This window comes from Cryobacterium sp. W22_MBD10_FK3, assembly GCF_052113745.1.
Lineage (GTDB): Bacteria > Actinomycetota > Actinomycetes > Actinomycetales > Microbacteriaceae > Cryobacterium.
In genome coordinates, this window is record NZ_JBGQOH010000011.1 from 45,749 (window position 1) to 69,466 (window position 23,718).

The following is a 23,718-nucleotide window of genomic DNA, read 5'->3' on the forward strand; positions in this document are numbered from 1 at the left end:
GCGTGGCTAGGCTGGTCGGATGGACACTAGAACACTGGGCAGAACCGGCCGCACCGTCTCCGTCATCGGACTGGGCACCTGGCAGCTGGGCGCCGACTGGGGCGACGTCACCGAGGCCGACGCCACCGCCGTGCTCGCCGCCTCCGTCGAGGCCGGCGTCACCTTCTTCGACACCGCGGACGTCTACGGTGACGGCCGCAGCGAGCAGATCATCGGGCACTTCCTCGACCACGGCGCCCCGGGCGTTGACATCACCGTGGCCACCAAGATGGGTCGCCGCGTCGAGCAGCTGCCCGAGAACTACGTGCTGGCGAACTTCCGTGCCTGGACCGAGCGGTCCCGCCGGAACCTCGGCACCGAAACCCTCGACCTGGTGCAGCTGCACTGCCCGCCCAGCGCGGTCATCGAGTCCGGTGAGGTCTACGACGCCCTGGACACCCTCGTCGATGACGGGGTGATCGCCAACTACGGCGTCAGCGTGGAAACCTGCGAGCAGGCGCTCACCGCGATCCAGCGCCCCGGCATCGCCACCGTGCAGATCATCCTCAACGCGTTCAGGCTCAAGCCGCTTGACGAGGTCGTGCCGGCTGCACGCGCCGCCGGGGTGGGCATCATCGCCAGGGTGCCGCTGGCCAGCGGCCTGCTCACCGGCAAGTACACCCGAGAGACCACCTTCGCCGAGAACGACCACCGCAACTTCAACCGCGACGGCAGCGCCTTCGACGTGGGCGAGACCTTCTCCGGCGTGGACTACGAGACCGGTCTGGTGGCCGCGAACGAGTTCGCCGCCCTGGTGCCGGACGGGCTCACCCCGGCGCAGGCGGCGCTGGCCTGGGTGGCGCAGATCGACGGGGTCTCCGCGGTGATCCCCGGCGCCCGGTCGGTGACGCAGGCCCGGGGCAACGCATCCGCCGGCGCCGTGCCGACCCTGCCCATCGAGTTCATGGAGGGTGTGCAGTCCATCTACGACCGGCTGCTGCGGGAGTCCATCCACGAACGCTGGTAACACCTGGTGTCAACCGAGGTCGTCGGGGTCTTTCCCGGTGCGTTCGCCCGCGTCCAGGGCGGTGATGGCGGCGAGGTCGGCGGCATCCAGGCTGAAGTCGAAGACGTCGAGGTTCTCGCGGATGCGCTCCGGCGTCACCGACTTGGGGATCACGACGTCGCCGAGGTCGAGATGCCAGCGCAGCACCACCTGGGCGGCTGACTTGCCGTAGCGGGCGCCGATGGCGTCGAGGGTGGGGTTGCCGATCGCCCGGCCCCTGGCCAGCGGCGACCAGTCCTCGGTGAGGATGCCGTGGGTGGCGTTGTACGCGCGCACCTCGGTCTGTTGCAGCCACGGGTGCAGCTCCACCTGGTTGACCGCCGGCACGATATCGGTCTCGGCCAGCAACCGGTCCAGGTGGTGGGTGTGGAAGTTCGACACCCCGATGGACCGGGCCCGGCCGTCGGCGCGGAGGGTCTCGAGCGCCTTGTAGGTCTCGACGTAGCGGTCCTGCCGGGGCGCGGGCCAGTGGATCAGGTAGAGGTCGACGTAGTCCAAGCCGAGCTTGGCCAGGCTCTCGTCGAAGGCGCGCAGGCTCTCGTCGTAGCCGTGCCGGTCGTTCCAGACCTTGGTGGTGACGAAGACCTCGTCGCGGGGCAGGGCCACCCGGGCGAGCCCGTCGCCGACGCCGCGCTCATTGGCGTAGAGCGCGGCGGTGTCGATGTGCCGGTAGCCGGCTTCCAACGCGATCTGCACGGTACCGGCGGCGAGGGCATCCGGAATCTTGTACACCCCGAGCCCCAGTTGCGGAATCAGGTGACCGTCGTTGAGCTTCAGCGTGTGATCCATGGCTCCCATTAAACCAAGCCACCGGTCTCTGCTCTGCCCGCTCAAGGCCGGGCTCGGTCAGGGCGCGGCCGTGCTGAGCTCGGTGAGCATGGACATGCCGGCCCTGTCCACGGACCTGGCGGTGGCGGTGAGGACCACCACTCCAGTTCCCGCAGCCCGGTCCACCCCGATCCAGGAGCGGAAGCCGCCGGTGCCGCCGTTGTGCCAGGTGACCTGGCGGCCGTGCCGGTCGATCGTGATCCAGGCGGCCCCGATGCGCACCGCCGGGCCGGCCAGCGGCGCGACGGGGTCGAGCGCCGCGATGCCCGGCGCCGACCCGTCGAGGAGCGCGAGGGTGAACCTGCCCATGTCTTCGATCGAGGCGCGGATGCCGCCGGCCGGGGCGAGGGCCTCCCCGGTCCAGGCCTGCTGCGGTCGTCCGAGCCGGCTGGTGCCGAGGAGGGCGCCGGGGCGCAGGTCGGCGGCGGAGCGCGGCGCGTAGACGCTGGCCAGGCCGAGTGGGCCGGCGAGTCTGGTCGCCACCAGCTCGCGGTAGGTGGTGCCGGCTGCGGCGGCGATGGCGTGCCCGAGCAGTTCGAAGCCGAAGTTGGAGTAGGAGGGGCGAGGTTTGCCGAGCTTCACCTCGGCGGCCTGACCGAGCAGCTGCGGCAGGTCTTCCCCGTACGGGTTCGCACCGTGGCGCCACATGTCGCGCATCGTGCGCAGCGTGACGGTGCCCGGCGCCAGCCGGGGGAGCCCGGACGAGTGGGTGCTCACAGCGCTCAAGGCGAGGCCCGCCGCCGGGCTCGTTGCCAGGGGCAGGAAGTCGCCCAGCGTCGACAGCGCCCCGATCTCTCCCCGCTCGAGAGCATCGACGTAGAGCAGCCCGGTGAAGCCCTTCGAGATCGACCCGATCTCGAAGTCCGCGTCAAGGTCGGCGCCGAGTGTCGCCGTCACGACCTCGCCCGCCGCGACCGTGGCGACCGCGATGACGCGGTGGCCTCTGCCCGCTCGGCCCTTCAGTCGCGCCGCCAGGGTGGCATCGCTGGTGCCGGCGGTCACGACGGCGAACCGAGGCTCGGTCGTGCGCCACACTGGGGGTGCACACTCGCGTCGGGGACAGGGCCGGGGTCAGTAGGGCAGAGCGCTCTCATTGCACCACCGTATCCACGAGCTCCCCGGTGCGAAAGGGGAGAGCTATTCTCGACGACGAATCCAGCGTTCCGCAGCCACACGAGGAGTCCCGATGAACGGCGCCATAGCCACGTTGCACGGTCAGACCGCTCTGGTCACCGGGGTGTCTCGGCGTAAAGGCATCGGCTACGCCGTGGCGCTGTGCCTGGCGGAACTCGGCGCCAGCGTGTTCGTGCAGCATTACGCCCCGCACGACCACGCACAGCCGTGGGGCGGTGACGACCTCGAAGCCGTGCGGGCCGGCATCCGCGGGGCGCTGCAGGAGGGCGCGGTGTTCGGCGACGTGAGCGCCGACCTCGCCGAGGTGGATGCGGCCGCCACCGTGATGCACGCGGCCGCGGCACTCACCGGGCGGGTGGACATCCTCGTGGCCAACCACGCCAAGAGCGGGGGAGACGGGTCGATCTTCGATCTGACCGCGGGGATGCTGGACGCACACTGGCAGGTGAACGCCCGGTCGACCCTGCTGCTCACCCGCGCGTTCGCCGAGCAGTTCGTCGAATCCGGCCCGGGAGCGACGGCGCCGGCCGCGCCCCGCAAGCCAGGGGAGCGTGCGGACGCCAGCGAGCCCATCGACGAATTCGCCACCGGCAGGGTGATCTGGTTGACCTCGGGGCAGGTGAACGGACCGATGCCCGGCGAGGTGGCCTACGCGGCGAGCAAGGCGGTGCTGGCGGGTCTGACGCCCACGGTCGCCGCCGAGCTGCTGCCGCGCGGCATCATCCTGAACACCGTCAACCCCGGCCCGGTGAACACCGGATACCTCGACCCCGAGTCGACCGACCGGCCGCTGGAGGGCATTCTCGAGTATCTGCGCACGATGCCGTTCGGCAGGTTCGGCGCCCCCGCGGACCCGGCGCGGCTGATCGCCTGGCTGGCCGGCTCGGACGGTCGCTGGATGGTCGGCCAGGTGCTCACCAGCGACGGCGGCTTCGGCCTCGGGAACTGACCGGTCCCGGTCTGGCTCAGCGGGCGGGTCAGGAGACCTGGATGCTGATCGGCTCGGTGTCCGGGATCGGGCTCGCGTCGCGCCCGCGCAGGTCGGGGTGCCAGCGGCGGCCGAGCGCGGGGATGATCGTTCCGAGCGCCGCGAAGGCGGCGGCCACGTAGATGGCCGAGGCCGCGCCGGAGTGGTCGATGGCGAAGCCGGCCAGCGCCGAACCGAGCGCCGCACCGATGAGCTGCCCGGTGCCGACCCAGCCGTAGGCCTCGGCGGTGTCGCTGAACTTGACACTGGCCGAGACGATGCCGAACAGCACGGCGAACGACGGTGCGATGCCGATGCCGGCCAGCAGCAGCGCCCCGGAGAGCCACCAGAAGTTGAGCCAGATCGCGGCGACGGCCAGGCCGATCGTGACGATGAGCATCCGGCTGGCCAGCGCCCACGGGCCGATCGGGAGGTGGCCGAGCGCGAGCCCGCCGATGAGCGAACCGATGGCGAAGATGCCCAGCACCCAGCCGGCGTTGGCGCTGCCGTGGCCGAACACGGCGACCACACCGGCCTCGACGGCCGCGCAGGCGGCGACGAGCATGAAGCCCACGACGGTGCTCAGCAGCACCTCGGGCTTCTTGAGCACCACACCGAGCTTGCGACGGCTGCGGGGGATCCGCACCCGGCCCACCTCGGGCAGCGCCACGAACCAGATGCCGCCGGCGACGAGGAAGAACGCGGCGAGCAGGATGCCCGCGGTGCTGCTGACCTGGATGGCGACGAAGGTGGCGATGACCGGGCCGAGCACCCAGATGATCTCCTGCGCCGAGGCATCCAGGGAGAACAGCGGCGTGAGCTGGCGGGAGTTGACGACCTTGGGATAGATGGTGCGCACGGCCGGCTGCACGGGCGGCATCGACAGGCCGGCGATGAAGCCGACGACCATCAGGCCCGGGATCGGCAGCGGAACCAGCGCCATGACCACGATGGCCGCTGTGCACACGATCATGGTGACGATGAGCACCGGGCGCATGCCGAGCCGGCCCATCAGCCGGGAGGTGAGCGGGCCGGCGATGGCCTGGCCGATGCTCATGGCGGCCAGCACGAGGCCGGCGGCCGCGTACGAATCGAAGAGCGCCTCGATGTGGATGAGGAACGCCAGCGAGAGCATCCCGAACGGGAATCGGGCGGTGAGCTGGGCTCCGATGAGTCGGGCAACGCCCGGGGTTTTCAGAAGGGTCCAGTAGCTGCTCACAACCCTCCAGTCTACGGCCGGGGAGCACCGCGGCGAAAAGCGGGGCCGGGCCGGCCTGCGGCTAACGTGGACGGGTGCACACACTGATCACGGCAGCCGACCTGGCCGGGCTCCTCATCGCCGGCCCCGCGCCGCGCATCCTCGATGTGCGTTGGAAGCTCGGTGGCCCTCCCGGCCGCACCGAGTTCCGCCGCGGGCACCTGCCCGGCGCCGTGTACGTCGACCTCGACTCCGAGCTGGCCGGGCACGGCGAACCGGCCGATGGCCGGCATCCGTTGCCCGCGCTGAACGATCTGCAGGCGGCCGCCCGCGGTTGGGGCCTGAACGACGGCGACACCGTCGTGGTCTACGACGACCTGGGCAACATGTCGGCGGCCCGCGCCTGGTGGCTGCTGCGCAACGCCGGGGTGCGTGATGTGCGCCTGCTCGACGGCGGCCTGGCCGCCTGGCGGGCCGAGGGCCTGCCCGTGGTGGTGGGGGAGGAGCCGGTGACGCCGGGTTCGGTCGTGCTCATGGCGGGCGTGCTGCCGACCCTCGACCCGGATGCCGCGGCCACGCTCGCGCTCGACGGTGTGCTGCTCGACGCCCGCGCCGCCGAACGCTACCGGGGCGACACCGAACCGATCGACCCGCGCGCCGGGCACATTCCGGGCGCTGTGAGCGCCCCCACCGGCGAAAACCTCGATGCCGACGGGCGTTTTCTGCCCGTCGCGGAGTTGCGCGCCCGGTTCGAGGCGCTCGGGGTGCGCGGCCGGGTCGCGGCCGATGGCTCCTCGGCGGGCGACAAGGGCGGCGCGCCGTCGCCTCATGCAGCCGGTGCTGCGCCGGATGCCGGCGTCGACGTGGGTGTGTACTGCGGGTCTGGGGTGACGGCCGCGCACGAGGCTGTGGCGCTCACGCTCGCCGGATTCACGCCGGCACTCTACCCCGGGTCGTGGTCGCAGTGGTCGAACCTGCTCGACCGCCCGGTCGCGACCGGTGACGGCACGGGCGCGGGGCACTGACCCCCGGTGGCCCTCGCTGCGCAGCCGTTGGTGGCGCAGGTTGTTTCTGGTGGCGCATGTTGTTTCTCGCGGCGCAGGGTATGTGGCGCACTAACCTGCGCCGCGAACACGACGGTGCGCCGCGAATACGAAGGTGCGCCGCGAACACGACGGTGCGCCGCGAATACGAAGGTGCGCCGCGAGCCATAAAGGATGCCGCGAGCACCAGGGTGCGCCGCGAGCACGAGGGTGCTGGCGCGGTTAGGCGATGTCGACCGCGGTGCCGCTCACCACGATGCCGCCCTTCGCGGGCACGTCCACGAGCAGCAGGCTCGGCCGGCCCACGTGCCGGCCCTGGCGGATGACCACCCTGACCGGCGGCGTCACGAGCCCGAGTTCGCGCAGGTAGCCGCCCACCGATGCCGCGGCCGAACCCGTTGCCGGGTCTTCGCTGAGGGTGCCGACCGGGAACAGGTTGCGCGCCTCGAACTCGGTATCGCCCCGCACCACCAGGGTGGTGACGGTGCCCGCCCAGCCCTGCGCATCCATCAGTGCACGCATGTTTGCCGGGTCGAAGGTGAAGGCGTCGAACTCAGCGAGGCCGGCGAAGACCAGCACCGGATGCCAGTTGCCGGCGAAGGCCAGCCGGGGCGGGTAGCCGGGGTGCAGCGACCCGGCCGTGGCGCCGAGAAGCTCGAGCAGGGTGCTGAGCACCTCTGGCGCGATCGCACGCACCTCGGGCACGACGCTGGTGAACGACGCGGTCAGGCCGGCATCCGTGTTGCGGGTCTCGATCGTGATCGTGCCGACGCTGGTGTCGAAGGTGAGGGTGCCGGCGCCGTCCCGGCCGGCCAGCGCGACCGCGGTGGCGACGGTGGCGTGCCCGCAGAACGGCACCTCGGCGACGGGGGAGAAGTACCGTAACCGGCTGCGTCGCGGGTCGCCGTCAACGCGCGGAACCGTGACGAACGCGGTCTCGGCGTAGCCGACCTCCGCGGCGATGGCCTGCATCGCGGCGTCGTCGAGGCCGCTGGCGTCGAGGACGATGCCGGCCGGGTTGCCGCCGTCCTGGGCGCGGTCGAGGGACGGATCGGTGAAGGCGGCGAAACGCAGCACGGGCACGGTCATGCGTCCATGGTGCCAGCATCGGTGCCCGTCACCGGGCGGCGCGCCCCTCGCTTGGTCGCCGCACCCCCTGCGGGCCGCCGCGCCCGCTATAGCGGGCGCGCTCAACGGTACGAGGTGCAGTGAGTCAGTCCGGGGCGGCCGGCACGGGCGGATGGCCCCCTGACGGAGAATCTCCCAGCGCCCTGGCAGGTCGTGGCGCTGTTCTGGCCTGTCATACTTAGGTAATGCTTACCTCAGCACAGATGGGCGCGACCGGCGCGCCTGCCCGCGGCACCGAGCTGCCCGGGCCCGGCGCCCCCGTGCCCGGCGCCGGCCTGGACGCCGTGCGGGTGCCGCGCCGCCGCCAGCTCGCCGGGCTGCTGATCGCCGTGGTGCTGTTGGTGCTCGCCGTGGCCGCCTCCCTCGTGGTGGGCAGCCGGGAGATCCCGCTGGGCACCGTTCTCGACGCCCTGCTGCACCCCGACCTCGGCGTGACCGACCACACCGTGGTGCTCGACCTGCGCGTGCCGCGCACCGCCATCGGCCTGCTCGCCGGCCTCGCGCTGGGCCTCGCCGGCGCCCTCATGCAGGGCATCACCCGCAACCCCCTCGCCGACCCGGGCCTGCTCGGCGTCAACGCCGGCGCCTCGCTCTTCGTCGTCGGCGGCATCGCCTGGTTCGGCGTCACCTCCGCGCTTGGCTACGTCTGGTTCGCCTTCGCCGGCGCGTTCGCTGCCGCCGTGATCGTCTACGTGGTCGGCTCGCTCGGCCGGGAGGGCGCCACCCCGGTGAAACTGGCCCTGGCCGGCACCGCGCTCACCGCCTCCCTCACCTCGCTGATCACCATCGTGCTGCTCACCGACTCGGAGGCGTTCGACAAGTACAGGTTCTGGTCGGCCGGCTCCCTGGTGGCCCGCGACCTCGACTCCACCCTGCAGCTGGCCCCGTTCATCGCCGTGGGCGCGCTGCTCTGCCTCCTGGCGGGGCGGATGCTCAACGCCCTCGCCCTCGGCGACGACCTGGCCCGCGGGCTCGGCCAGAACCTCGTGGCGGCGCGCATCGTCTGCGCCGTCGCCGTGGTGCTGCTCTGCGGCTCCGCCACCGCCATGGCCGGCCCGATCGTCTTCGTGGGCCTGGCCGTGCCGCACATCGCCCGCCGGTTCACCGGCCCGGACTACCGCTGGATCCTGCTCTACTCCGCGGTGCTCGGCCCGGTGCTGCTGCTGGCCGCCGACGTGCTCGGCCGCGTCATCGCCCGGCCCGGCGAGATCGAAGCCGGCCTGGTCGTCGCGTTCCTCGGCGCCCCGATGCTCATCATGCTGGTGCGCCGCGTGAAGCTGGCCGGCCTGTGAGCGCCGGCGCGGCATCCGTCACCCGTCCGGCAGCGGATGCCGCCCCGCTCACGCTGGCCCGCACCCTGCGGCACCGCCGGGAGCGCCGCATCGTGGCCGCGCTGGGCGTGCTGGTGCTGCTCGTTGCTGCCGTGAGCCTGATGGTGGGCGCCTACAACCTCAGCGTGCCCGACCTGCTGCGCACCCTGGCGGGGCAGGGGAGTAGCAGCGAGAACTTCATCGTCTTCAAACTGCGCCTGCCCAGGCTGACCCTCGCGATCCTGGTCGGCGTTGCCTTCGCGGTCTCCGGCGCGCTGTTCCAGACCGTGCTGCGCAACCCCCTGGCCAGCCCCGACATCATCGGGGTCACCGGCGGCGCCAGCGCGGCCGCGGTGTTCGGCCTGCTCGTGCTGGGCCTGGGCAGCGTCGCCACGTCGTTCATGGCCTTCGCCGGCGCCATGGTGGTGGCCGCCGCCATCTACCTGCTGGCCTGGCGCGGCGGCGTGGTGGGCTACAGGTTCGTGCTCATCGGCGTGGGCGTCGCGTTCATGGTGCAGGGCCTGCTCGGCTATCTGCTGTCCCGCGCCGACCTGCGCAACGCGCAAGACGCCCTCACCTGGCTGGTCGGCAGCGTCAGCGGCGCCCGCTGGCCCGAGATCGCGGTTCTGGCCGCGTTCCTGGCGGTGCTGCTGCCGGCCATTGGCGTGCTCGCCGGGCGGATGCGGATGCTGCAGCTCGGCGACGACACCGCCAGCAGCCTCGGGGTGCGCGCCGAACGCTCCCGGCTGGCGCTGCTCGTGACGGCCGTGGCGCTCGCCGCCCTCGCCACCGCCTTCGTGGGCCCGCTCGCCTTCATCGCCTTCGTCTCCGCCCCGATCGCCCGGCGCCTGGTGGGCACCGGCAGCCTGGCCCTCGTGCCGGCCGCCCTGATCGGTGTGCTCATCACCACCGTCGCCGACTTCACCGCCCAGCACCTGCTGCCCGGCTCGCTCGAACTGCCGGCCGGCATCATCACCGGCGCCATCGGCGCGCCCTACCTGCTCTGGCTGCTCGCCACCCAGAACCGAATCGGAAAGGGAGCCTGATGCCCCAGCCCACCGACCAGAGCACGGCAGTAGCGCCCGCCGCAGCCCGCCACGCCCTCACCGCGACCGGCCTCAGCCTCGGCTACGACGGCATCCGCATCGTCGACAACCTCGACCTCGCCATCGAACCCGGCGCGATCACCGTGATCGTCGGCGCCAACGCATCGGGAAAGTCCACCCTGCTGCGCGGCCTCGCCCGGCTGCTGCCGCCGCAGGCCGGCACCGTCACCCTCGACGGCCGCGACATCGCCGGTCTGCCCAGCCGTCAGGTCGCCACCATCGTGGGGCTGCTGCCGCAGCAGCCCATCGCGCCTGAGGGCATCGGCGTGGCCGACCTCGTCGGCCGCGGCCGGTACCCGCACCAGGGCTGGTTCCGGCACTGGTCGAGCACCGACGACGCCATCGTGGCCGAGGCCATGGCCGCCACCCAGACCCTGGAATTGGCCTCCCGGCGCATGGAAGAGCTCTCCGGTGGGCAACGTCAACGCGTCTGGATCGCCATGGCACTCGCGCAGAAGCCCGACATCCTGTTGCTGGACGAACCGACCACGTTCCTCGACGTCACCCACCAGGTGGAGGTGCTCGACCTGCTGCATGAGCAGAACCACGATCAGGGCACCACTGTGGTGATGGTGCTGCACGACCTCAACCTGGCCGCCCGCTACGCCGACAGGCTCGTCGTGATGCGGCAGGGAAAGATCATCGCCGAAGGCCCCCCGGCCCAGGTGCTCACCGAGGCTGTCGTTCTCGAGGCCTTCGGCCTCACCGCCCGCGTCATTCCCGACCCGGTTTGCGGCTCCCCGATGGTCGTGCCCATCGGGCGCTTCCACGGCACCGCCTGACCCGCTATATTAGGTGAGGCTACCCTAAAGATTCGTGGCCGTTCCCCCTCAGAACCGGAGTTTCCTGTGCCCAGACGTTTGACCACCGTGCTCGCCGCCACCGCGGCCATCGCCGCCCTCACGCTCAGCGGATGCTCCGCGTCCTCCAGCGACGACGCCGGCACGGATGCCGCCGCCGGCGGGTCGTTCCCCGTCACCATCGAGCACGCCTTCGGCGAGACCACCATCGACGCCGAGCCCACCCGGGTCGTCGCCTGGGGCTGGGGCAGCGCCGACGACGCCATCGCCCTGGGCGTCGTGCCCGTCGCGATCCCGTTCCAGGCCTACGGCGGCGACGAGGACGGCGTGCTGCCGTGGATCTCGGACGCCCTCGAGGCGCAGGGCGAGGACGTGCCCACGGTGCTCTCGGACGCCACCGAGCCGCCCTACGAGGAGATCGCCGCCGCCGCACCCGACGTCATCCTCGCCGGATACTCCGGCATCACCGAGGAACAGTACGACCTGCTCAGCGACATCGCCCCGGTCGTGGCCTACCCCGACCAGCCCTGGTCCACCGACTGGCGCGAGCTGATCGAGATCACCGGCACGGCCCTGGGCAAGACCGAGGAGGCCACCACCCTGCTCGCCGACATCGACGACACGATCGCCGAGAAGGCCGCGGCGCATCCGGAATTCGAGGGCAAGACCGTTGCCCTCACCTCCGACAGCAGCGGTACCTTCTACGTCTACACGGACGCCGACCCGCGCGTGACCTTCGCCACCGACCTGGGCTTCGACAGCGCGCCGAGCGTCGCCGAGCTCGCGAACGGCGAGTCCGACTTCTTCTACACGCTCAGCTACGAGCAGCTCGACCAGCTCACCAGCGACGTGATCGTCAACTTCGCGCAAACCCAGGAAGAATCTGACGCGTTCCTGACTGCCGGCTACGCGCAGGTCATGCCGCAGGTGCAGAACGGTGCCGTGGCGTCCCCGGTCGGAGCGGCCGTCGTCGCCTCGGTCTCCCCGCCCACCGGCCTCTCGCTCACCTGGGGCATCGACGACTACGTCGACCTGCTCTCCGCGGCGGCACTCGCGGCAGACGCCGCGAAGTAGTCACGGCCGGGCGTGCGGGCGCCCTGGAGCACGATAACCTTGGGATGCGTCCGTTTCGACTGATCCCGAAGCCGATATCGTACGAGCCATAGCCCCAGCGCAGGGGTGTCAGGCTCGCTCCAGTCGTACATCCACGGACCGCTCAGTCGACTCGATCCCTTGAGGCGTCGAGACCCATGAAAAAGGTTGTGCCATGCGCGCTAGATACGTATTCCCCGCCCTCGCTGCCGTGGCGGCCCTGACGCTCACCGGATGCGTCGACAATTCGACTCCGGCCCAGTCAGCGTCGCCAGAGTCGAGCGCCGCCGTGATCACGAAAGACGACGCGGCAGCGGCCCTGCTCCCGGCCGAGGTGGCCGACCGTGGCACCCTGCTGATCGGAACCGAACCGACCTACGCGCCGAACGAGTTCAAGAACGAGGCCGGCGAGCCGATCGGCTGGGACATCGAGCTTGCCGCCGGCGTCGCCGCCAAGCTCGGCCTGACACCGAAGTTCCAGGTCGCGAAGTTCGACAACATCATCCCGAGCGTGGCCGGCGGCAAGGCCGACATCGGAGCATCCTCGTTCACCTACACCCCGGAGCGCGCGGAGCAGGTCGACTTCGTCAACTACTACAACGCGGGCATCCAGTGGGCGTCGGCGACGGGCAACGACGTCGACCCCGACAACGCCTGCGGTCTGAAGGTGGCCGTGCAGACCGCGACCTTCGAGGACACCGATGAGGTGCCCGCCAAGAGCGAGGCCTGCGTGGCCGCCGGCAAGCCGCCGATCGACAAGGTGAAGTTCGACACCCAGGCCGACGTGGCGAACGCCGTGGTGCTCGGCCAGGCCGACGCGCTCAGCGCCGACTCCCCGGTCACGCTGTATGCGATCGCCCAGACCGGCGACAAGTTGCAGCCGGCCGGTGTCACCTTTGACGAGGCCCCGTACGGCATGGTCGTCGCCAGGGGTTCCGAACTCACCACCGCTGTGCAGGCCGCCCTGAAGTCCATGGTGGACGACGGCAGCTACCGGGCCATCCTGGATGCCTGGGGTGTCGCGGACGGTGGCGTGGACGAGATCACGATCAACGCAGCCGCGAACGGCTGACCCCGCCGGCTCTCGCCGAGCAACGTTTTGCGGGCAGCGACGACACCACTACGCGGGACACGGTAGCCTTGGCGGGCGTCGGTTGGGCTGTTCCCGAACCGATATCGCCAGGCCGTTCCCCCAGCGCAGGGGTGTATTAGGCTCACTGCAGTCGTACCGTTCACTGCCATTCAGTCGAATCGAAACCTCGACGCCCAACGAAGAAGGTCGTGCCATGCGCGCTAGATACCTACTCCCCGCCATCGCGGCCGTCGCCGCGCTGACGCTCACCGGATGTGTTGACAACTCGGCGCCCGCAGAGTCCGGCGGCGAAAGTTCAGCCCCCGCAATAGCACCCGACGATGCCGCCGTGGCACTGTTGCCCGCCGACATCGCCGACAGCGGCACCCTCATCATCGGCACGGATGCCGCCTACCCGCCCAACGAGTACAAGAACGAGGCCGGCGAGCCGATCGGCTGGGGCATCGAACTCGCGGAGGGCATCGCCGCCAAGCTGGGCCTCCAGCCCGAGTTCCAGATCGCCAAGTTCGACAACATCATCCCGAGCGTCACCGGCGGCAAGGTCGACATCGGCGAGTCCTCGTTCACGGACAACATCGAGCGCGAGAAGCAGGTCGACTTCGTCAACTACTACACCGCGGGCATCCAGTGGGCCTCGGCGAAGGGTAAGGACGTCGACCCCAACAACGCCTGCGGCCTCAAAGTGGCCGTTCAGGCCGGTACCACCGAAGACGCCGACGAGGTGCCCGCCAAGAGCGACGCCTGCGTCGCGGCCGGCAAGCCGCCCATCGAGAAGCTGAAGTTCGACACCCAGGATGCCGCGAGCAACGCCGTCGTGCTCGGCCAGGCCGACGCGATGAGCGCCGACTCCCCGGTGACCCTGTACGCGATCGCTCAGACCGAAGACAAGCTGCAGCTCGCCGGCGAGACCTTCGACGTGGCCCCGTACGGCATCGTCGTGGCCAAGGATTCCGAGCTGACGAAGGCCGTTCAGGCGGCCCTGCAGTCCATGGTGGATGACGGCAGTTACCAGGCCATCCTCGACGAGTGGGGTGTCGCCGACGGCGGCATCGACGAGATCACGATCAACGCAGCCGCGAACGGTTAAGGCGATGAGCGCGACGAACGTGAACGGCGCAGCGGAGGGGACCCCGCCGCTGCGCGACCCGGCGCCGTCGGAGCCGATCAAGGCGATCCGGTTGCGGCACCCGTGGCGCATGGTGTTCGCCGTCTTGCTCATCCTGATCTTCGCCCTATTCGTCATCGACGCCGCGTTCCGCCCGGCCTATGACTGGCGGACGGTGGGCCAGTACCTGTTCGACCGTCGCATCTCGATGGCCGCCCTGGTGACGCTCGAACTGACCGTCTTTTCGATGGTGATCGCCATCATCCTGGGTGTGATCCTGGCGGTGATGCGGCTCTCACCCAACCCGGTGGTCAAGAGCGTGGCCTGGTTCTACCTGTGGATCTTCCGCGGCACCCCGGTGTATGTGCAGTTGACCATCTGGGGCCTGATCTCGCTGATCTACACGAGCATCGACATCGGACTGCCCTTCATGACGCCGTGGATCTCGTTCAGTACCAATGCGGCGCTGAACACCTTCACCCTGGCCATCATCGGGCTGGCCCTGAACGAGGCCGCGTACATGGCGGAGATCGTGCGCGCCGGTTTGCTCTCGGTAGACAAAGGCCAGGAAGAGGCCGCGGTCGCGCTCGGCATGAGCTGGTCGCAGACGATGACCAGGGTCATCCTGCCGCAGTCCATGCGGGTGATCATCCCGCCGACCGGCAACGAGGTGATCTCGATGCTGAAAACCACCTCCCTGGTCACCGCCGTGCCGTTCAGCCTCGAGCTGTACACCCGGTCCAGGGACATCTCGGCGGAGACCTTCAACCCGATCCCCTTGCTCATCGTGGCGTCGATCTGGTACCTGTTCTTCACCTCCATCCTCATGGTGGGCCAGTACTTCCTCGAGAAGCGCTTTTCCCGCGGTGTGGGTGACCGGCAGGCGGACAAGTCGGATGCCGGCGCGGGCCTCACCGGCGCCGTGCCGATTGTGGGTGCCGCGCAGCCGACCGTGGTTCTACCGCCGACCCCAGACCAGCCGGGCACGCCCGGCACCGGAGGACCCCGATGAGCGGCACGTTAGCGACCGGCACATCCGTCGAGCCCCCGATGGTGCTCGCCGAGCAGGTCACCAAGAGTTTCGGTGCGCACGAGGTACTCAAGGGCATCACCCTCGAGGTCAAGCGCGGCGAGGTGATGTGCCTGGTCGGGCCCAGCGGCTCCGGCAAATCCACGTTCCTGCGCTGCATCAACCACCTCGAGGTGCTCTCGGCCGGTCGGCTCAGCGTGGACGGCGAACTGATCGGCTACCGCGAGGCGAACGGCAAGCTCTATGAGATGGCACCCAAGGAAGCCGCAAAGCAGCGCCGCGACATCGGCATGGTGTTCCAGCGGTTCAACCTGTTCCCGCACATGACCGCGCTGCAGAACGTGATGGAGGCGCCGCTGCGCGTGAAGGGACTGCCCAAGGCGAAGGTGGAGTCGACCGCTCGCGACCTGCTCGCCCGGGTGGGCCTTGCCGATCGGGCCGATTACTACCCGGCGCACCTCTCCGGGGGTCAGCAGCAGCGGGTGGCGATCGCCCGGGCGCTGGCGATGGAGCCCAAACTGATGCTCTTCGACGAGCCCACCAGCGCGCTCGACCCCGAGCTCGTCGGCGAGGTGCTCGACGTGATGAAGGGCCTGGCCAAGGAGGGCATGACCATGATCGTGGTCACCCACGAGATGGGCTTCGCCCGCGAGGTCGCCGACTCCCTGGTGTTCATGGACGCCGGTGTCGTGGTCGAGTCCGGGTTGCCCTCTGAAGTGCTGGCCAACCCGCGGCACGCGCGCACCCAGGCGTTCCTCTCCAAGGTGCTCTAGCGCCTCCGGCGACAGCCGCTAAAAAGGAAAAAGGTCGCTAAAAAGGACGTCATCTGCGATTTCATCCTTTTTAGGTCACTATTTCCTCATTAGCGGGTGCTCGGGTTAGAACGCCCAGGGGCCGAAGCGGGCGATGGCCACGAGAAGGGCCAGGATGCCCAGGACCGCGCTGGGCAGCGCTCCCTTGGTGTCGTTCGCCCGTACGTGCCACACAACGGCACCGATCATGATCACGGTGAGGGCGGCCGCGGCGATCGGCACCAGGATCGGGGCGATGCCGGTGACCGCGGGCAGGATCAGGCCGAGGCCGCCGAGCAGCTCGGCGAGGCCGACGAGCTTGACGCCGGCATCCGAGTAGTCGTTGGTCCAGGCCATGCCGTTGGCGGCGAGCTTGGCGCGGGGCTGCGCCACCTTCATCAGGCCGGCGCCGATGAAGGCGACGGCGATCAGGCCGGTGATAATCCAGATGGCGATGTTCATGGGGACTCCTGTGTTGATGCCGGCCCCTGATGACGCCGAGCGAGATGATGATTGCGGCGGAAGTAGTTGCCGCGTCAAATAAACTAGCGTGAACTACTTTCTGCGTCAAGTAATTGTCGGTAGGGTGGGGGTATGGACGAACCGGAGTGGCTGAACGCCGACGAGCTGGAGGCGTGGAAGGCCCTCGCCGGGGTGCTCTTCCTGCTGCCGACGGCGCTCGACTCCCAGTTGCAGCGCGACTCGGACCTGGCCATGGCGGACTACATGGTGCTGGTGATGCTCTCGGAGTGCGAAAACCGCAGCATGCGGATGAGCGAGCTCGCGACATCCGCCAGCACGTCGCAGTCGCGGCTGTCGCGCATCGTGGCCAGGCTGGAGGCCGCCGGCTACGTGACGCGGCAGATGGCTCCGGATGACCGCCGCGCGGTGCTGGCAACCCTCACCGAGTCGGGCCTGGCGAAGCTCGTGGCCGCGGCCCCGGGGCATGTGGCGCAGGTGCGGCGGCTGATCTTCGACCGCCTCACGCCTGCCCAGGTGGCGTCGCTCAACGAGATCGCCCGCGCGCTCGCCCACCCCGACGACCGCGCCGCCTGCGACGGGGACTCCTAGCGCGGCCAGCGTGGGGGCATCTCGTTGATCGAGCTTGCCGAGATCTCGCGCGACGAATCTAGGAGGCGAGCACCTTCTGGATGCGCTGCAGGGAGACCGACTCGGCGGCGCGCAGCTCCTGGGCGAAGAGGCTGATGCGCAGCTCCTCGATCATCCAGCGGGCGCGCACCAGGTTCGGTGCCGCATCCGCCGGCAGTGGGATACGCCCGCCCGCGTCACTAAAGCGGGCCATGGCCGACTGCACCTCGTTCATCCAGACCCGGTCGCGGTTGGGGTTGTCGTTGAGCTTCTCGATGCGCGTGCTGATGCCGCCGAGGTAGCGCGGCACGTGCCGCAGCTGGGCGAGCCCGGTGGCGCTGACGAAACCGGGGTAGACCAGCCCGTTCAGCTGCTCCCGGGCATCCGTGAGTGCGGCAAGCAGGGCCATGCTGGTGGAGGCCTTGAGCGCCTTGTCGGCGGCTCGGGAGGCGGTGAGCACCCGGGCGACGAGGCCGACGGTCTCGAACATCGAGTCCATCACCACGCCGGAGACCCGGTCGCGGATGGTGTCGAACTCGGCCTTCATGAACACCTGGCCGTCGGGCCGCACCCGGTAGAGCACGTCGTCGACGGCGGCCGCGAGGCAGTCGTCGAACAGGGCCTGGGTGGAGCGGTACGGGCTCGTGGCCAGGGAGAGCTTCTCGCCGCCCTTGAGGTGCTGCTGCACGTACGCCACCGGTGACGCTGTGGCGAGCAGCAACAACCGGCGCACTCCGCCGGGCAGGGTGCGGGCCTGCTCCTCGGCGGTGCTCATCATGCGGATGCTCACCGACGCGCCGTCGTCGATCAGCGTCGGGTAGCCGCGGATGGTGTTGTCACCCTGCTTGGTGTCGATGAACCGGGGCAGCTCGATGAAGTCCCAGGTGGTGAGGCCGGAGCGTTCGATGGCGTTCTTCGGGGTGGCGGCGGAGGCCTTGGCGACGGACTCGCGCACCTTGTTGCCCAGGCGCCGCTGCAGCTCACCGAGGTCCTTGCCCGAGGCGACGCTCTTGCCGCGCTCGTCGACGACCCGGAAGGTCATGCGGAGGTGCGCGGGGACTCGCGAGAGGTCGAAGTCGCGCACGGTGACGGGCACGTAGGTGAGGCGCTGGATGAGGGCGGCGAGGGTTTCGGCGAACGAGGGGTCGGCCGGTTCCGCCCCGGCACCGATGGGGGCACCGCTCGTGGGAGCCACCACGCCGGGGGCCGGGGGAAGCTCGGCGAGCAGGCGCACCGCCCAGTCGGCGGCGGGCACGACGTTGCGGCGGATGGCCTTGGGCAGCGACTTGATCAGCGAGGTGACCAGATCGGCGCGGAGGCCCGGCACCTGCCAGTCGAAGCCGGTGGGGGAGACCCGGGCCAGCAGCGCGAGGGGGATCTGCACGGCCACGCCGTCGCCCTCCTCGCCGGGCTCGAACCGGTAGCTCAGGGCGAAGCGCTGGTCGCGCTGCTGCCAGGACGGCGGGAAGAGCGCCTCGTCGATCTCCGGCGCATCCTCGGGCACGAGCGCCTCGGCGGTCATGGTGAGCAGGTCAGGCGTCTGGGCGCGGGCGACGCGCCACCAGGTCTCGAAGGTGCGGGTGCTGTGCACCTCGGCGGGGATGCGCCGGTGGTAGAACTCGAACACGGCCTCGTCGTCGAAGAGGATGTCGCGGCGCCGGGTGCGTTCCTCGAGCTCGGCGAGTTCCTTGCGAAGCGCCGTGTTGGCGCGGTCGAACGCGGTGACGCGCTGGTCGACCCTGTCGAGGTCCCACTCGCCGTCGACGAGGGCGTGCCGGATGAACAGCTCGCGGGCGTAGGCCGGGTCGACCCTGGAGAACTGCACCCGGCGGCGCGGCACGATCGGCACCCCGTAGAGGGTGACCCGCTCGTAGGCGACCACGGCGCCCTGCTTCTTCTCCCAGTGCGGCTCGGAGTACGACCGCTTGCAGAGGTCGCCGGCCAGCTGCTCGGCCCAGGCCGGGTCGACGACGGCGTTCATGCGGGCGAACAGACGGCTGGTCTCCACCAGTTCGGCGCTCATCACGGCGTTGGGCTGCTTCTTGGCCAGCGCGGAGCCGGGGAACAGCACGAAGCGCTGCTGCCTCGCGCCGATGTAGTCCTTCTTGGCCACGTCTTTCAGGCCGATGTGCGAGAGCAGGCCGGAGAGCATCGAGCGGTGGATGCCGTCGGGGTTCACGGCCGCCTCGCCGATGTGCAGGCCGAGCGGCTTGGCCAGCTGGCGGAGCTGCTTGTAGACGTCCTGCCACTCGCGCACCCGCAGGTAGTTGAGGTACTCGTTCTTGCACAGCCGCCGGAACGCGCTGGAGCCGAGCTCCTTCTGCTGGGTCTCCAGGTAGTTCCAGAGGTTCAGCAGCGAGAGGAAGTCGCTGGTGGGGTCAGCGAACCGGGCGTGCTTCTCGTCGGCGGAGCCGCGGCGCTCGAGCGGCCGTTCGCGCACATCCTGGATGGTGAGTCCGGCCACGATCGCCATCACCTCACGGCTGGTGCCCTGCACCTTGGACTCGATGACCATGCGGCCGAACCGGGGGTCGATGGGCAGCTGGGCAAGCTGCTGGCCCACCCGGGTGAGGCTGTGCGTGCCGGCCGTCACGGCCATCCGCCCGCCGCCACGTGCGCCACTCTCGCGCCCGCCGCGCCCGCCGCGCCCGCGCCCGCCGTCACGGCCGGAGCGGCCACCACCGGCCTGGCTCGGGTCTTCGCTGGGCGTGCCGGTGGGCGGCGCGACGGCCTTGACGGCGCCGAGCTCGGTGAGCAGGTCGAGGCCGTCCTTGATGTTGCGGGAGTCCGGCGGGGTGAGGAACGGGAACTGGGCGATGTCGCCGAGGCCCAGCGAGATCATCTGCAGGATGACCGCGGCGAGGTTGGTGCGCAGGATCTCCGGCTCGGTGTACTCGGGCCGGCGGGTGAAGTCTTCTTCGCTGTAGAGGCGGATGGCGATGCCGTCGCTGGTGCGGCCGGAGCGGCCCGAGCGCTGGTTGGCGGATGCCTGCGCGATCGCCTCGATCGGCAGTCGCTGCACCTTGGAGCGCACGCTGTACCGGCTGATCCGGGCGGTGCCGGCGTCGATGACGTAGCGGATGCCCGGCACGGTGAGGCTGGTCTCGGCCACGTTGGTGGCCAGCACGATGCGGCGGCGCACCCCCGGCACGGTGGAGGGCTGGAACACCTTGTGCTGGTCGGCGGAGGAGAGCCGGCCGTAGAGCGGCAGCACCTCGGTGGGGCTGGTATTGCCACCGCCGGAGAATTTGCCCTGCAGGGCGTCGGCCGCGTCGCGGATCTCGGTCTCGCCGGAGAGGAACACCAGCACGTCGCCGTTGGACTCCTGCTCGAGCTCGTCGAGCGCGGCGGAGATGCCCTCGATGTAGTCGCGGTCTACGCTGGGCGCGGCATCCGAGAGCTCGTCGTCGTCGTCGATCGCGGCCTCGGCCACGAGCGGCCGGTAGCGGATCTCGACGGGGTAGGTGCGGCCGGAGACCTCGATGATGGGCGCCGGGGTGCCATCGGCGGCCGCGAAGTGCTGGGCGAAGCTGGCCGGGTCGATGGTGGCGCTGGTGATGATCAGCTTGAGCTCGGGCCGCTGGGGGAGCAGCTGCTGCAGGTAGCCGAGCAGGAAGTCGATATTGAGGCTGCGTTCGTGCGCCTCGTCGATGATGATGGTGTCGTATTTGCGCAGCATCCGGTCGCGGTGGATCTCGTTGAGCAGGATGCCGTCGGTCATCAGCTTGATGCGGGTGTCTGCGCCGACGCGATCGGTGAAGCGCACCTGGTAGCCGACGAGTTCGCCGACCTCCTGGCCCAGTTCCTCGGCGATGCGCTCGGCGATGGTGCGGGCGGCCAGCCGGCGCGGCTGGGTGTGTCCGATCGACTCCCGGCCCAGCTCCAGGCAGATCTTGGGCAGCTGGGTGGTCTTGCCTGACCCGGTGGATCCCGCGACGATCACGACCTGGTTGTCGCGGATGGCGCGCGCGATGTCGTCGCGGCGCTGGCTGATCGGCAACTCGGGCGGGAAGGTGATCTTGACGGGAATCATTAGCCCTCCATGTTATTGCCTCCAGGGGTCGCACTACTTCGGCGCACACCGTTGTGGCGCAAAGTACTTTGTGTTACAAAGTACACATGGACAACAACACGATGGATGCCGACGAACCGCTGGGCGACCCCCGGGCCACGCTCGCGCTGCTGGAGGGCCAGCAGCGTCAGGTGCTGAACGCCCAACAGACCCCGGTGATCTGGATGTACCTCATCTGGGGCGTCACCTGGTTCATCGGCTTCCTCGCCCTCTGGTCCGGCGACACCGACGGCAACCCGTGGTTCACTGTCCCCGGCTATGTGGCCACCCCGGTGTTCATCGTGATGCTCGTCGCGTCGATCGTGGCGTCGGCGGTGCTCGGTGTGCGCATCAACCGTGGCGTGCGCGGCGCCTCGGTGTTCTCCGGCGCCGTCTACGGGCTCTCCTGGACGGCCTGCGGCACCGCGTTCGCGGTGCTCGGCACCGGCCTGATCAGCCAGGGCCTGTCACCGGAGCTCGCGAACCTGTACTTCCCGGCCGCGTACGCACTGATGTGCGGCACCATCTACCTCGGCGGCGCCGCCCTCTGGCGCGACATCTCCCAGCTCGTGCTCGGCCTGGTGCTGCTCGCGGTCGGCGCCGCCTCCGCCTTTGCCGGGTCGCCCGGCAACGATCTCGTGCTCGCCCTCGGCGTCGGCGGGGCGTTCCTCATTGCCGCTGCCGCCCTGATGGTGCGGCGCCGGCAGGGGCGATAACCATGGACGAACTCGACCCGGTGATCCACGCCTCCGCCCGGCTCAAGATCACCGCTACCCTGGCCACACTGGCGGTGGGTGACCAGATCGCCTTCCCCCGGCTCCAGGAACTGCTCGGCATGACCGCCGGCAACCTGTCCACGCACCTGCGCAAGCTCGAAGACGCCGGCTATGTCGACGTCGTGAAGTCGCACCAGGGCCGCACCCCGGCCACGTACCTCGCGCTGTCCCGGTCGGGCCGGCGCGCCTTCGAGGACTACCTGGAAGCCCTCCGTGCACTGTTGGGAGAATCCGCATGACCGTTCTCGCCCGGCTCGACTCCGTCACCCGCCGATTCGGTGAGGTGCTCGCCGTCGACGACGTCACCCTCGACATCCACTCCGGCAGCATCCTCGGCCTGCTCGGCCCCAACGGCGCCGGCAAGTCCACCGTTCTCACCATGCTGCAAGGGTTGCGCCGGCCGAGTTCCGGCACCGTCTCCCTGTTCGGCGGCTCGCCCGGCGACTACCGCACCCGGCAGAGACTCGGCTGCACCCCGCAGGAGACCGCGTTGCCGCCGACCCTGCGGGTGGGGGAGGTCATCGACTTCGTCGGCCGGCACTTCGAGAACCCGCTGACGACCGCGGCCGTGGCCGACGAGTTCGGTCTGGGGGAGCTGCTCAAGCGGCAGACCGGCGCCCTCTCCGGCGGCCAGAAGCGCCGGCTCAGCGTGGCGCTGGCGTTCGTGGGCCAGCCCAGCCTGGTGCTGCTCGACGAACCGACCACCGGGCTCGACGTGGATGCCCGCCGCACCCTCTGGGACGCCGTGCGCCGCCAGCACGAGGCCGGCGCCACCGTGGTGGTGACCAGCCATTACCTCGAGGAGATCGAGGCGCTCGCCGAACGTGTCGTGGTGATGGCCGCCGGCCGGGTGATCGCCGACGACACCGTCGCCGCCGTGATCAACCAGGTCTCAGTGCGGCAGGTGCGCCTGGTCACTGAGCACCCCGACCGGGTGAGCGGCCTGCCCGGTGTCGTGGCCCGCGAGGCCGGCGACGACGGCACGACCACCTTCTACGCCAGCGACAGCGACCGGTTGATTGTTGAGCTGGTGCGCTCCGGCATCCCGTTCTCGGACCTCACCGTTCGCGGCGCCACCCTCGAAGAGGCGTTTCTCACCCTCACCGGAGCCACGGATGCGCCGCCCGCCGCATCCGCCCCGACAGCGTCGACCCAGCCCGCCCAGAAGGAGATGCACCGATGAGCACCCTCACCCCCACCCCGGCCGGCACCGCTCCGGGAGCTCCGAGCCGGCGCCCCGTGCTCGGCGGCCCGACGGGCATCCTGGCCCTCACCCTGCTGCACGCCCGGATCAACCTGGTCGAGACGTTCCGCATCCCGGCCGCGTTGATCGGGTCGCTGGTGTTCCCCGGCCTGTCGCTGCTGTTCTTCGTGGTGCCACAGCGCACCGTGGCCGACAACCCGGAGTTCGCCACCCAGGCCGTGATCGCGCTGAGCGTATTCGCGCTGATGTCGAACTCGCTGTTCAGCTTCGGCCTCACCATCTCGGCCAACCGCGAACAGCCCTGGGACCCGTACCTGCGCACCCTGCCCGCGCCCGGCGTGGCCCGAGTGCTCGGCCAGGTGTTCTCCACCGGGCTGATGGGGCTCGCCTCGATCCTGCCGGTGGTGGTGATCGGCGCACTGTTCACCGCCGCAGATGTGTCGCTGCCGCGGGTGCTGACCGGGCTGATCGCGCTGGGCATCTCGGCGCTGCCGTTCATGTTCATCGGCATCTCGATCGGCTACTCGATGTCGTCCAAGGCCGCGATCGCGGTCGTGCAGATCGTGATGTTCGGCCTGGCGTTCGCGGGCGGGCTGTTCCTGCCGCCGTACCTCTTCGCCGACTGGCTCGACACCCTGTCGAAGTTCCTGCCGTCCCGGCAGGCCCGGGAGTTCGTGATCTGGGCTGTGCAGGGCGGCGAGCTGGAGCCGTGGGTGTGGATCGGCATCCTGGTCTGGTCCGCGGCGACCTTCGCCCTGGCCCTGCTGCTCTTCCGCCGCGACGAGGGCCGCCGCTACCGGTGAGTCGCAACTGGTCCCCGTGCGGACAATTGGTCCCGGCGCACCGGGACCAATTGTCCGCTACGGGAACAGTCAGCCCCGGGGAGGCCGCGGATTACGCTCTCGGCACGCGTGACGTGCGCGGCATC

At 70.1% G+C, this 23,718-nt stretch carries 22 protein-coding genes; 16 read left to right on the forward strand and 6 right to left on the reverse strand.

The window, feature by feature from the left end; all coding sequences use genetic code 11:
* Nucleotides 1–19 precede the first annotated feature (19 nt).
* Complete coding sequence (locus ACEN2M_RS11865; RefSeq protein ID WP_441648334.1) at nucleotides 20–1,006, forward strand: aldo/keto reductase; 987 nt, start codon at nucleotides 20–22, stop codon at nucleotides 1,004–1,006.
* A gap of 9 nt (nucleotides 1,007–1,015) precedes the next feature.
* Here the strand turns inward: ACEN2M_RS11865 and ACEN2M_RS11870 are convergent, their stop codons facing one another.
* Nucleotides 1,016–1,834, reverse strand: a complete 819-nt coding sequence (locus tag ACEN2M_RS11870; RefSeq protein WP_441648335.1) for an aldo/keto reductase — start codon at nucleotides 1,832–1,834, stop codon at nucleotides 1,016–1,018.
* Nucleotides 1,835–1,891: 57 nt separating this feature from the next.
* Nucleotides 1,892–2,875 carry a serine hydrolase domain-containing protein gene (locus tag ACEN2M_RS11875; RefSeq protein ID WP_441648336.1) on the reverse strand — a complete coding sequence of 328 codons (984 nt, stop codon included), beginning with the start codon at nucleotides 2,873–2,875 and terminating at the stop codon, nucleotides 1,892–1,894.
* Nucleotides 2,876–3,059: 184 nt separating this feature from the next.
* Between ACEN2M_RS11875 and ACEN2M_RS11880 the strand changes: the two genes are divergently transcribed.
* Complete coding sequence (locus ACEN2M_RS11880) at nucleotides 3,060–3,956, forward strand: SDR family oxidoreductase (RefSeq protein ID WP_441648337.1); 897 nt, start codon at nucleotides 3,060–3,062, stop codon at nucleotides 3,954–3,956.
* A 28-nt stretch (nucleotides 3,957–3,984) separates the two neighbouring features.
* On the opposite strand, the gene ACEN2M_RS11885 is transcribed toward ACEN2M_RS11880, so the two are convergent.
* Nucleotides 3,985–5,193, reverse strand: a complete 1,209-nt coding sequence (locus tag ACEN2M_RS11885; protein ID WP_441648338.1) for an MFS transporter — start codon at nucleotides 5,191–5,193, stop codon at nucleotides 3,985–3,987.
* A 74-nt stretch (nucleotides 5,194–5,267) separates the two neighbouring features.
* Here ACEN2M_RS11885 and ACEN2M_RS11890 point away from each other — a divergent pair, with 74 nt between their 5' ends.
* Nucleotides 5,268–6,197 (forward strand): sulfurtransferase, encoded by a 930-nt coding sequence (locus ACEN2M_RS11890; protein WP_441648339.1) that lies wholly within the window; start codon nucleotides 5,268–5,270, stop codon nucleotides 6,195–6,197.
* A 240-nt stretch (nucleotides 6,198–6,437) separates the two neighbouring features.
* On the opposite strand, the gene ACEN2M_RS11895 is transcribed toward ACEN2M_RS11890, so the two are convergent.
* Nucleotides 6,438–7,304 carry a PhzF family phenazine biosynthesis protein gene (locus tag ACEN2M_RS11895; RefSeq protein WP_441648340.1) on the reverse strand — a complete coding sequence of 289 codons (867 nt, stop codon included), beginning with the start codon at nucleotides 7,302–7,304 and terminating at the stop codon, nucleotides 6,438–6,440.
* A 224-nt stretch (nucleotides 7,305–7,528) separates the two neighbouring features.
* Between ACEN2M_RS11895 and ACEN2M_RS11900 the strand changes: the two genes are divergently transcribed.
* From ACEN2M_RS11900 to ACEN2M_RS11935, 8 genes are all read left to right on the forward strand, one after another.
* Nucleotides 7,529–8,635, forward strand: a complete 1,107-nt coding sequence (locus ACEN2M_RS11900; RefSeq protein ID WP_441648341.1) for a FecCD family ABC transporter permease — start codon at nucleotides 7,529–7,531, stop codon at nucleotides 8,633–8,635.
* The gene (locus tag ACEN2M_RS11905) at nucleotides 8,632–9,699 is read left to right on the forward strand and encodes a FecCD family ABC transporter permease (protein ID WP_441648342.1); all 1,068 of its coding nucleotides are present in this window, start codon (nucleotides 8,632–8,634) and stop codon (nucleotides 9,697–9,699) included. Before ACEN2M_RS11900 ends, ACEN2M_RS11905 begins: the two co-directional genes overlap by 4 nt.
* Entirely contained in the window at nucleotides 9,699–10,541 is an 843-nt protein-coding gene (locus tag ACEN2M_RS11910) for an ABC transporter ATP-binding protein (RefSeq protein WP_441648343.1), read from the forward strand. The genes ACEN2M_RS11905 and ACEN2M_RS11910 overlap by 1 nt, the downstream gene beginning before the upstream one ends.
* A gap of 66 nt (nucleotides 10,542–10,607) precedes the next feature.
* Nucleotides 10,608–11,633, forward strand: coding sequence for an iron-siderophore ABC transporter substrate-binding protein (locus ACEN2M_RS11915; RefSeq protein ID WP_441648344.1), 1,026 nt, complete (start codon nucleotides 10,608–10,610; stop codon nucleotides 11,631–11,633).
* A gap of 193 nt (nucleotides 11,634–11,826) precedes the next feature.
* Entirely contained in the window at nucleotides 11,827–12,723 is an 897-nt protein-coding gene (locus tag ACEN2M_RS11920) for an ABC transporter substrate-binding protein (RefSeq protein ID WP_441648345.1), read from the forward strand.
* A 214-nt stretch (nucleotides 12,724–12,937) separates the two neighbouring features.
* Nucleotides 12,938–13,831, forward strand: a complete 894-nt coding sequence (locus ACEN2M_RS11925; RefSeq protein WP_441648346.1) for an ABC transporter substrate-binding protein — start codon at nucleotides 12,938–12,940, stop codon at nucleotides 13,829–13,831.
* Between the two features lie 4 nt (nucleotides 13,832–13,835).
* Nucleotides 13,836–14,861: an amino acid ABC transporter permease gene (locus tag ACEN2M_RS11930; protein WP_441648347.1), complete on the forward strand. Its 1,026-nt coding sequence runs from the start codon at nucleotides 13,836–13,838 to the stop codon at nucleotides 14,859–14,861.
* Nucleotides 14,858–15,652 (forward strand): amino acid ABC transporter ATP-binding protein, encoded by a 795-nt coding sequence (locus tag ACEN2M_RS11935; protein ID WP_441648348.1) that lies wholly within the window; start codon nucleotides 14,858–14,860, stop codon nucleotides 15,650–15,652. The genes ACEN2M_RS11930 and ACEN2M_RS11935 overlap by 4 nt, the downstream gene beginning before the upstream one ends.
* A gap of 105 nt (nucleotides 15,653–15,757) precedes the next feature.
* Here the strand turns inward: ACEN2M_RS11935 and ACEN2M_RS11940 are convergent, their stop codons facing one another.
* Nucleotides 15,758–16,132 carry a DoxX family protein gene (locus ACEN2M_RS11940; RefSeq protein ID WP_441648349.1) on the reverse strand — a complete coding sequence of 125 codons (375 nt, stop codon included), beginning with the start codon at nucleotides 16,130–16,132 and terminating at the stop codon, nucleotides 15,758–15,760.
* 132 nt (nucleotides 16,133–16,264) lie between these two features.
* On the opposite strand from ACEN2M_RS11940, the gene ACEN2M_RS11945 reads away from it, so the two are divergent.
* Complete coding sequence (locus ACEN2M_RS11945; protein ID WP_441648350.1) at nucleotides 16,265–16,741, forward strand: MarR family winged helix-turn-helix transcriptional regulator; 477 nt, start codon at nucleotides 16,265–16,267, stop codon at nucleotides 16,739–16,741.
* 58 nt (nucleotides 16,742–16,799) lie between these two features.
* Here ACEN2M_RS11945 and hrpA read toward each other — a convergent pair whose 3' ends face one another.
* Entirely contained in the window at nucleotides 16,800–20,792 is a 3,993-nt protein-coding gene (gene hrpA, locus ACEN2M_RS11950; protein ID WP_441648351.1) for an ATP-dependent RNA helicase HrpA, read from the reverse strand.
* Nucleotides 20,793–20,878: 86 nt separating this feature from the next.
* On the opposite strand from hrpA, the gene ACEN2M_RS11955 reads away from it, so the two are divergent.
* The 4 genes from ACEN2M_RS11955 to ACEN2M_RS11970 are packed head-to-tail and all read left to right on the forward strand — an operon-like array spanning nucleotide 20,879 to nucleotide 23,593.
* Nucleotides 20,879–21,526 carry a hypothetical protein gene (locus ACEN2M_RS11955; RefSeq protein ID WP_441648352.1) on the forward strand — a complete coding sequence of 216 codons (648 nt, stop codon included), beginning with the start codon at nucleotides 20,879–20,881 and terminating at the stop codon, nucleotides 21,524–21,526.
* A gap of 2 nt (nucleotides 21,527–21,528) precedes the next feature.
* Nucleotides 21,529–21,825 carry a transcriptional regulator gene (locus ACEN2M_RS11960; RefSeq protein WP_441648353.1) on the forward strand — a complete coding sequence of 99 codons (297 nt, stop codon included), beginning with the start codon at nucleotides 21,529–21,531 and terminating at the stop codon, nucleotides 21,823–21,825.
* Nucleotides 21,822–22,769: an ABC transporter ATP-binding protein gene (locus tag ACEN2M_RS11965; protein ID WP_441648354.1), complete on the forward strand. Its 948-nt coding sequence runs from the start codon at nucleotides 21,822–21,824 to the stop codon at nucleotides 22,767–22,769. The genes ACEN2M_RS11960 and ACEN2M_RS11965 overlap by 4 nt, the downstream gene beginning before the upstream one ends.
* Nucleotides 22,766–23,593: an ABC transporter permease gene (locus tag ACEN2M_RS11970; protein ID WP_441648355.1), complete on the forward strand. Its 828-nt coding sequence runs from the start codon at nucleotides 22,766–22,768 to the stop codon at nucleotides 23,591–23,593. The genes ACEN2M_RS11965 and ACEN2M_RS11970 overlap by 4 nt, the downstream gene beginning before the upstream one ends.
* The last annotated feature ends 125 nt before the right edge of the window (nucleotides 23,594–23,718 follow it).

Coding starts and splice junctions, on each gene's coding strand:
- ACEN2M_RS11900 (WP_441648341.1), top strand. CDS start 7,529: ATGCTTACCTCAGCACAGATGGGCGCGACCGGCGCGCCTGCCCGCGGC.
- hrpA (WP_441648351.1), bottom strand. CDS start 20,792: ATGATTCCCGTCAAGATCACCTTCCCGCCCGAGTTGCCGATCAGCCAG.
- ACEN2M_RS11940 (WP_441648349.1), bottom strand. CDS start 16,132: ATGAACATCGCCATCTGGATTATCACCGGCCTGATCGCCGTCGCCTTC.
- ACEN2M_RS11910 (WP_441648343.1), top strand. CDS start 9,699: ATGCCCCAGCCCACCGACCAGAGCACGGCAGTAGCGCCCGCCGCAGCC.
- ACEN2M_RS11920 (WP_441648345.1), top strand. CDS start 11,827: ATGCGCGCTAGATACGTATTCCCCGCCCTCGCTGCCGTGGCGGCCCTG.
- ACEN2M_RS11945 (WP_441648350.1), top strand. CDS start 16,265: ATGGACGAACCGGAGTGGCTGAACGCCGACGAGCTGGAGGCGTGGAAG.
- ACEN2M_RS11895 (WP_441648340.1), bottom strand. CDS start 7,304: ATGACCGTGCCCGTGCTGCGTTTCGCCGCCTTCACCGATCCGTCCCTC.
- ACEN2M_RS11965 (WP_441648354.1), top strand. CDS start 21,822: ATGACCGTTCTCGCCCGGCTCGACTCCGTCACCCGCCGATTCGGTGAG.
- ACEN2M_RS11925 (WP_441648346.1), top strand. CDS start 12,938: ATGCGCGCTAGATACCTACTCCCCGCCATCGCGGCCGTCGCCGCGCTG.
- ACEN2M_RS11865 (WP_441648334.1), top strand. CDS start 20: ATGGACACTAGAACACTGGGCAGAACCGGCCGCACCGTCTCCGTCATC.
- ACEN2M_RS11970 (WP_441648355.1), top strand. CDS start 22,766: ATGAGCACCCTCACCCCCACCCCGGCCGGCACCGCTCCGGGAGCTCCG.
- ACEN2M_RS11870 (WP_441648335.1), bottom strand. CDS start 1,834: ATGGATCACACGCTGAAGCTCAACGACGGTCACCTGATTCCGCAACTG.
- ACEN2M_RS11935 (WP_441648348.1), top strand. CDS start 14,858: ATGAGCGGCACGTTAGCGACCGGCACATCCGTCGAGCCCCCGATGGTG.
- ACEN2M_RS11960 (WP_441648353.1), top strand. CDS start 21,529: ATGGACGAACTCGACCCGGTGATCCACGCCTCCGCCCGGCTCAAGATC.
- ACEN2M_RS11930 (WP_441648347.1), top strand. CDS start 13,836: ATGAGCGCGACGAACGTGAACGGCGCAGCGGAGGGGACCCCGCCGCTG.
- ACEN2M_RS11955 (WP_441648352.1), top strand. CDS start 20,879: ATGGACAACAACACGATGGATGCCGACGAACCGCTGGGCGACCCCCGG.
- ACEN2M_RS11880 (WP_441648337.1), top strand. CDS start 3,060: ATGAACGGCGCCATAGCCACGTTGCACGGTCAGACCGCTCTGGTCACC.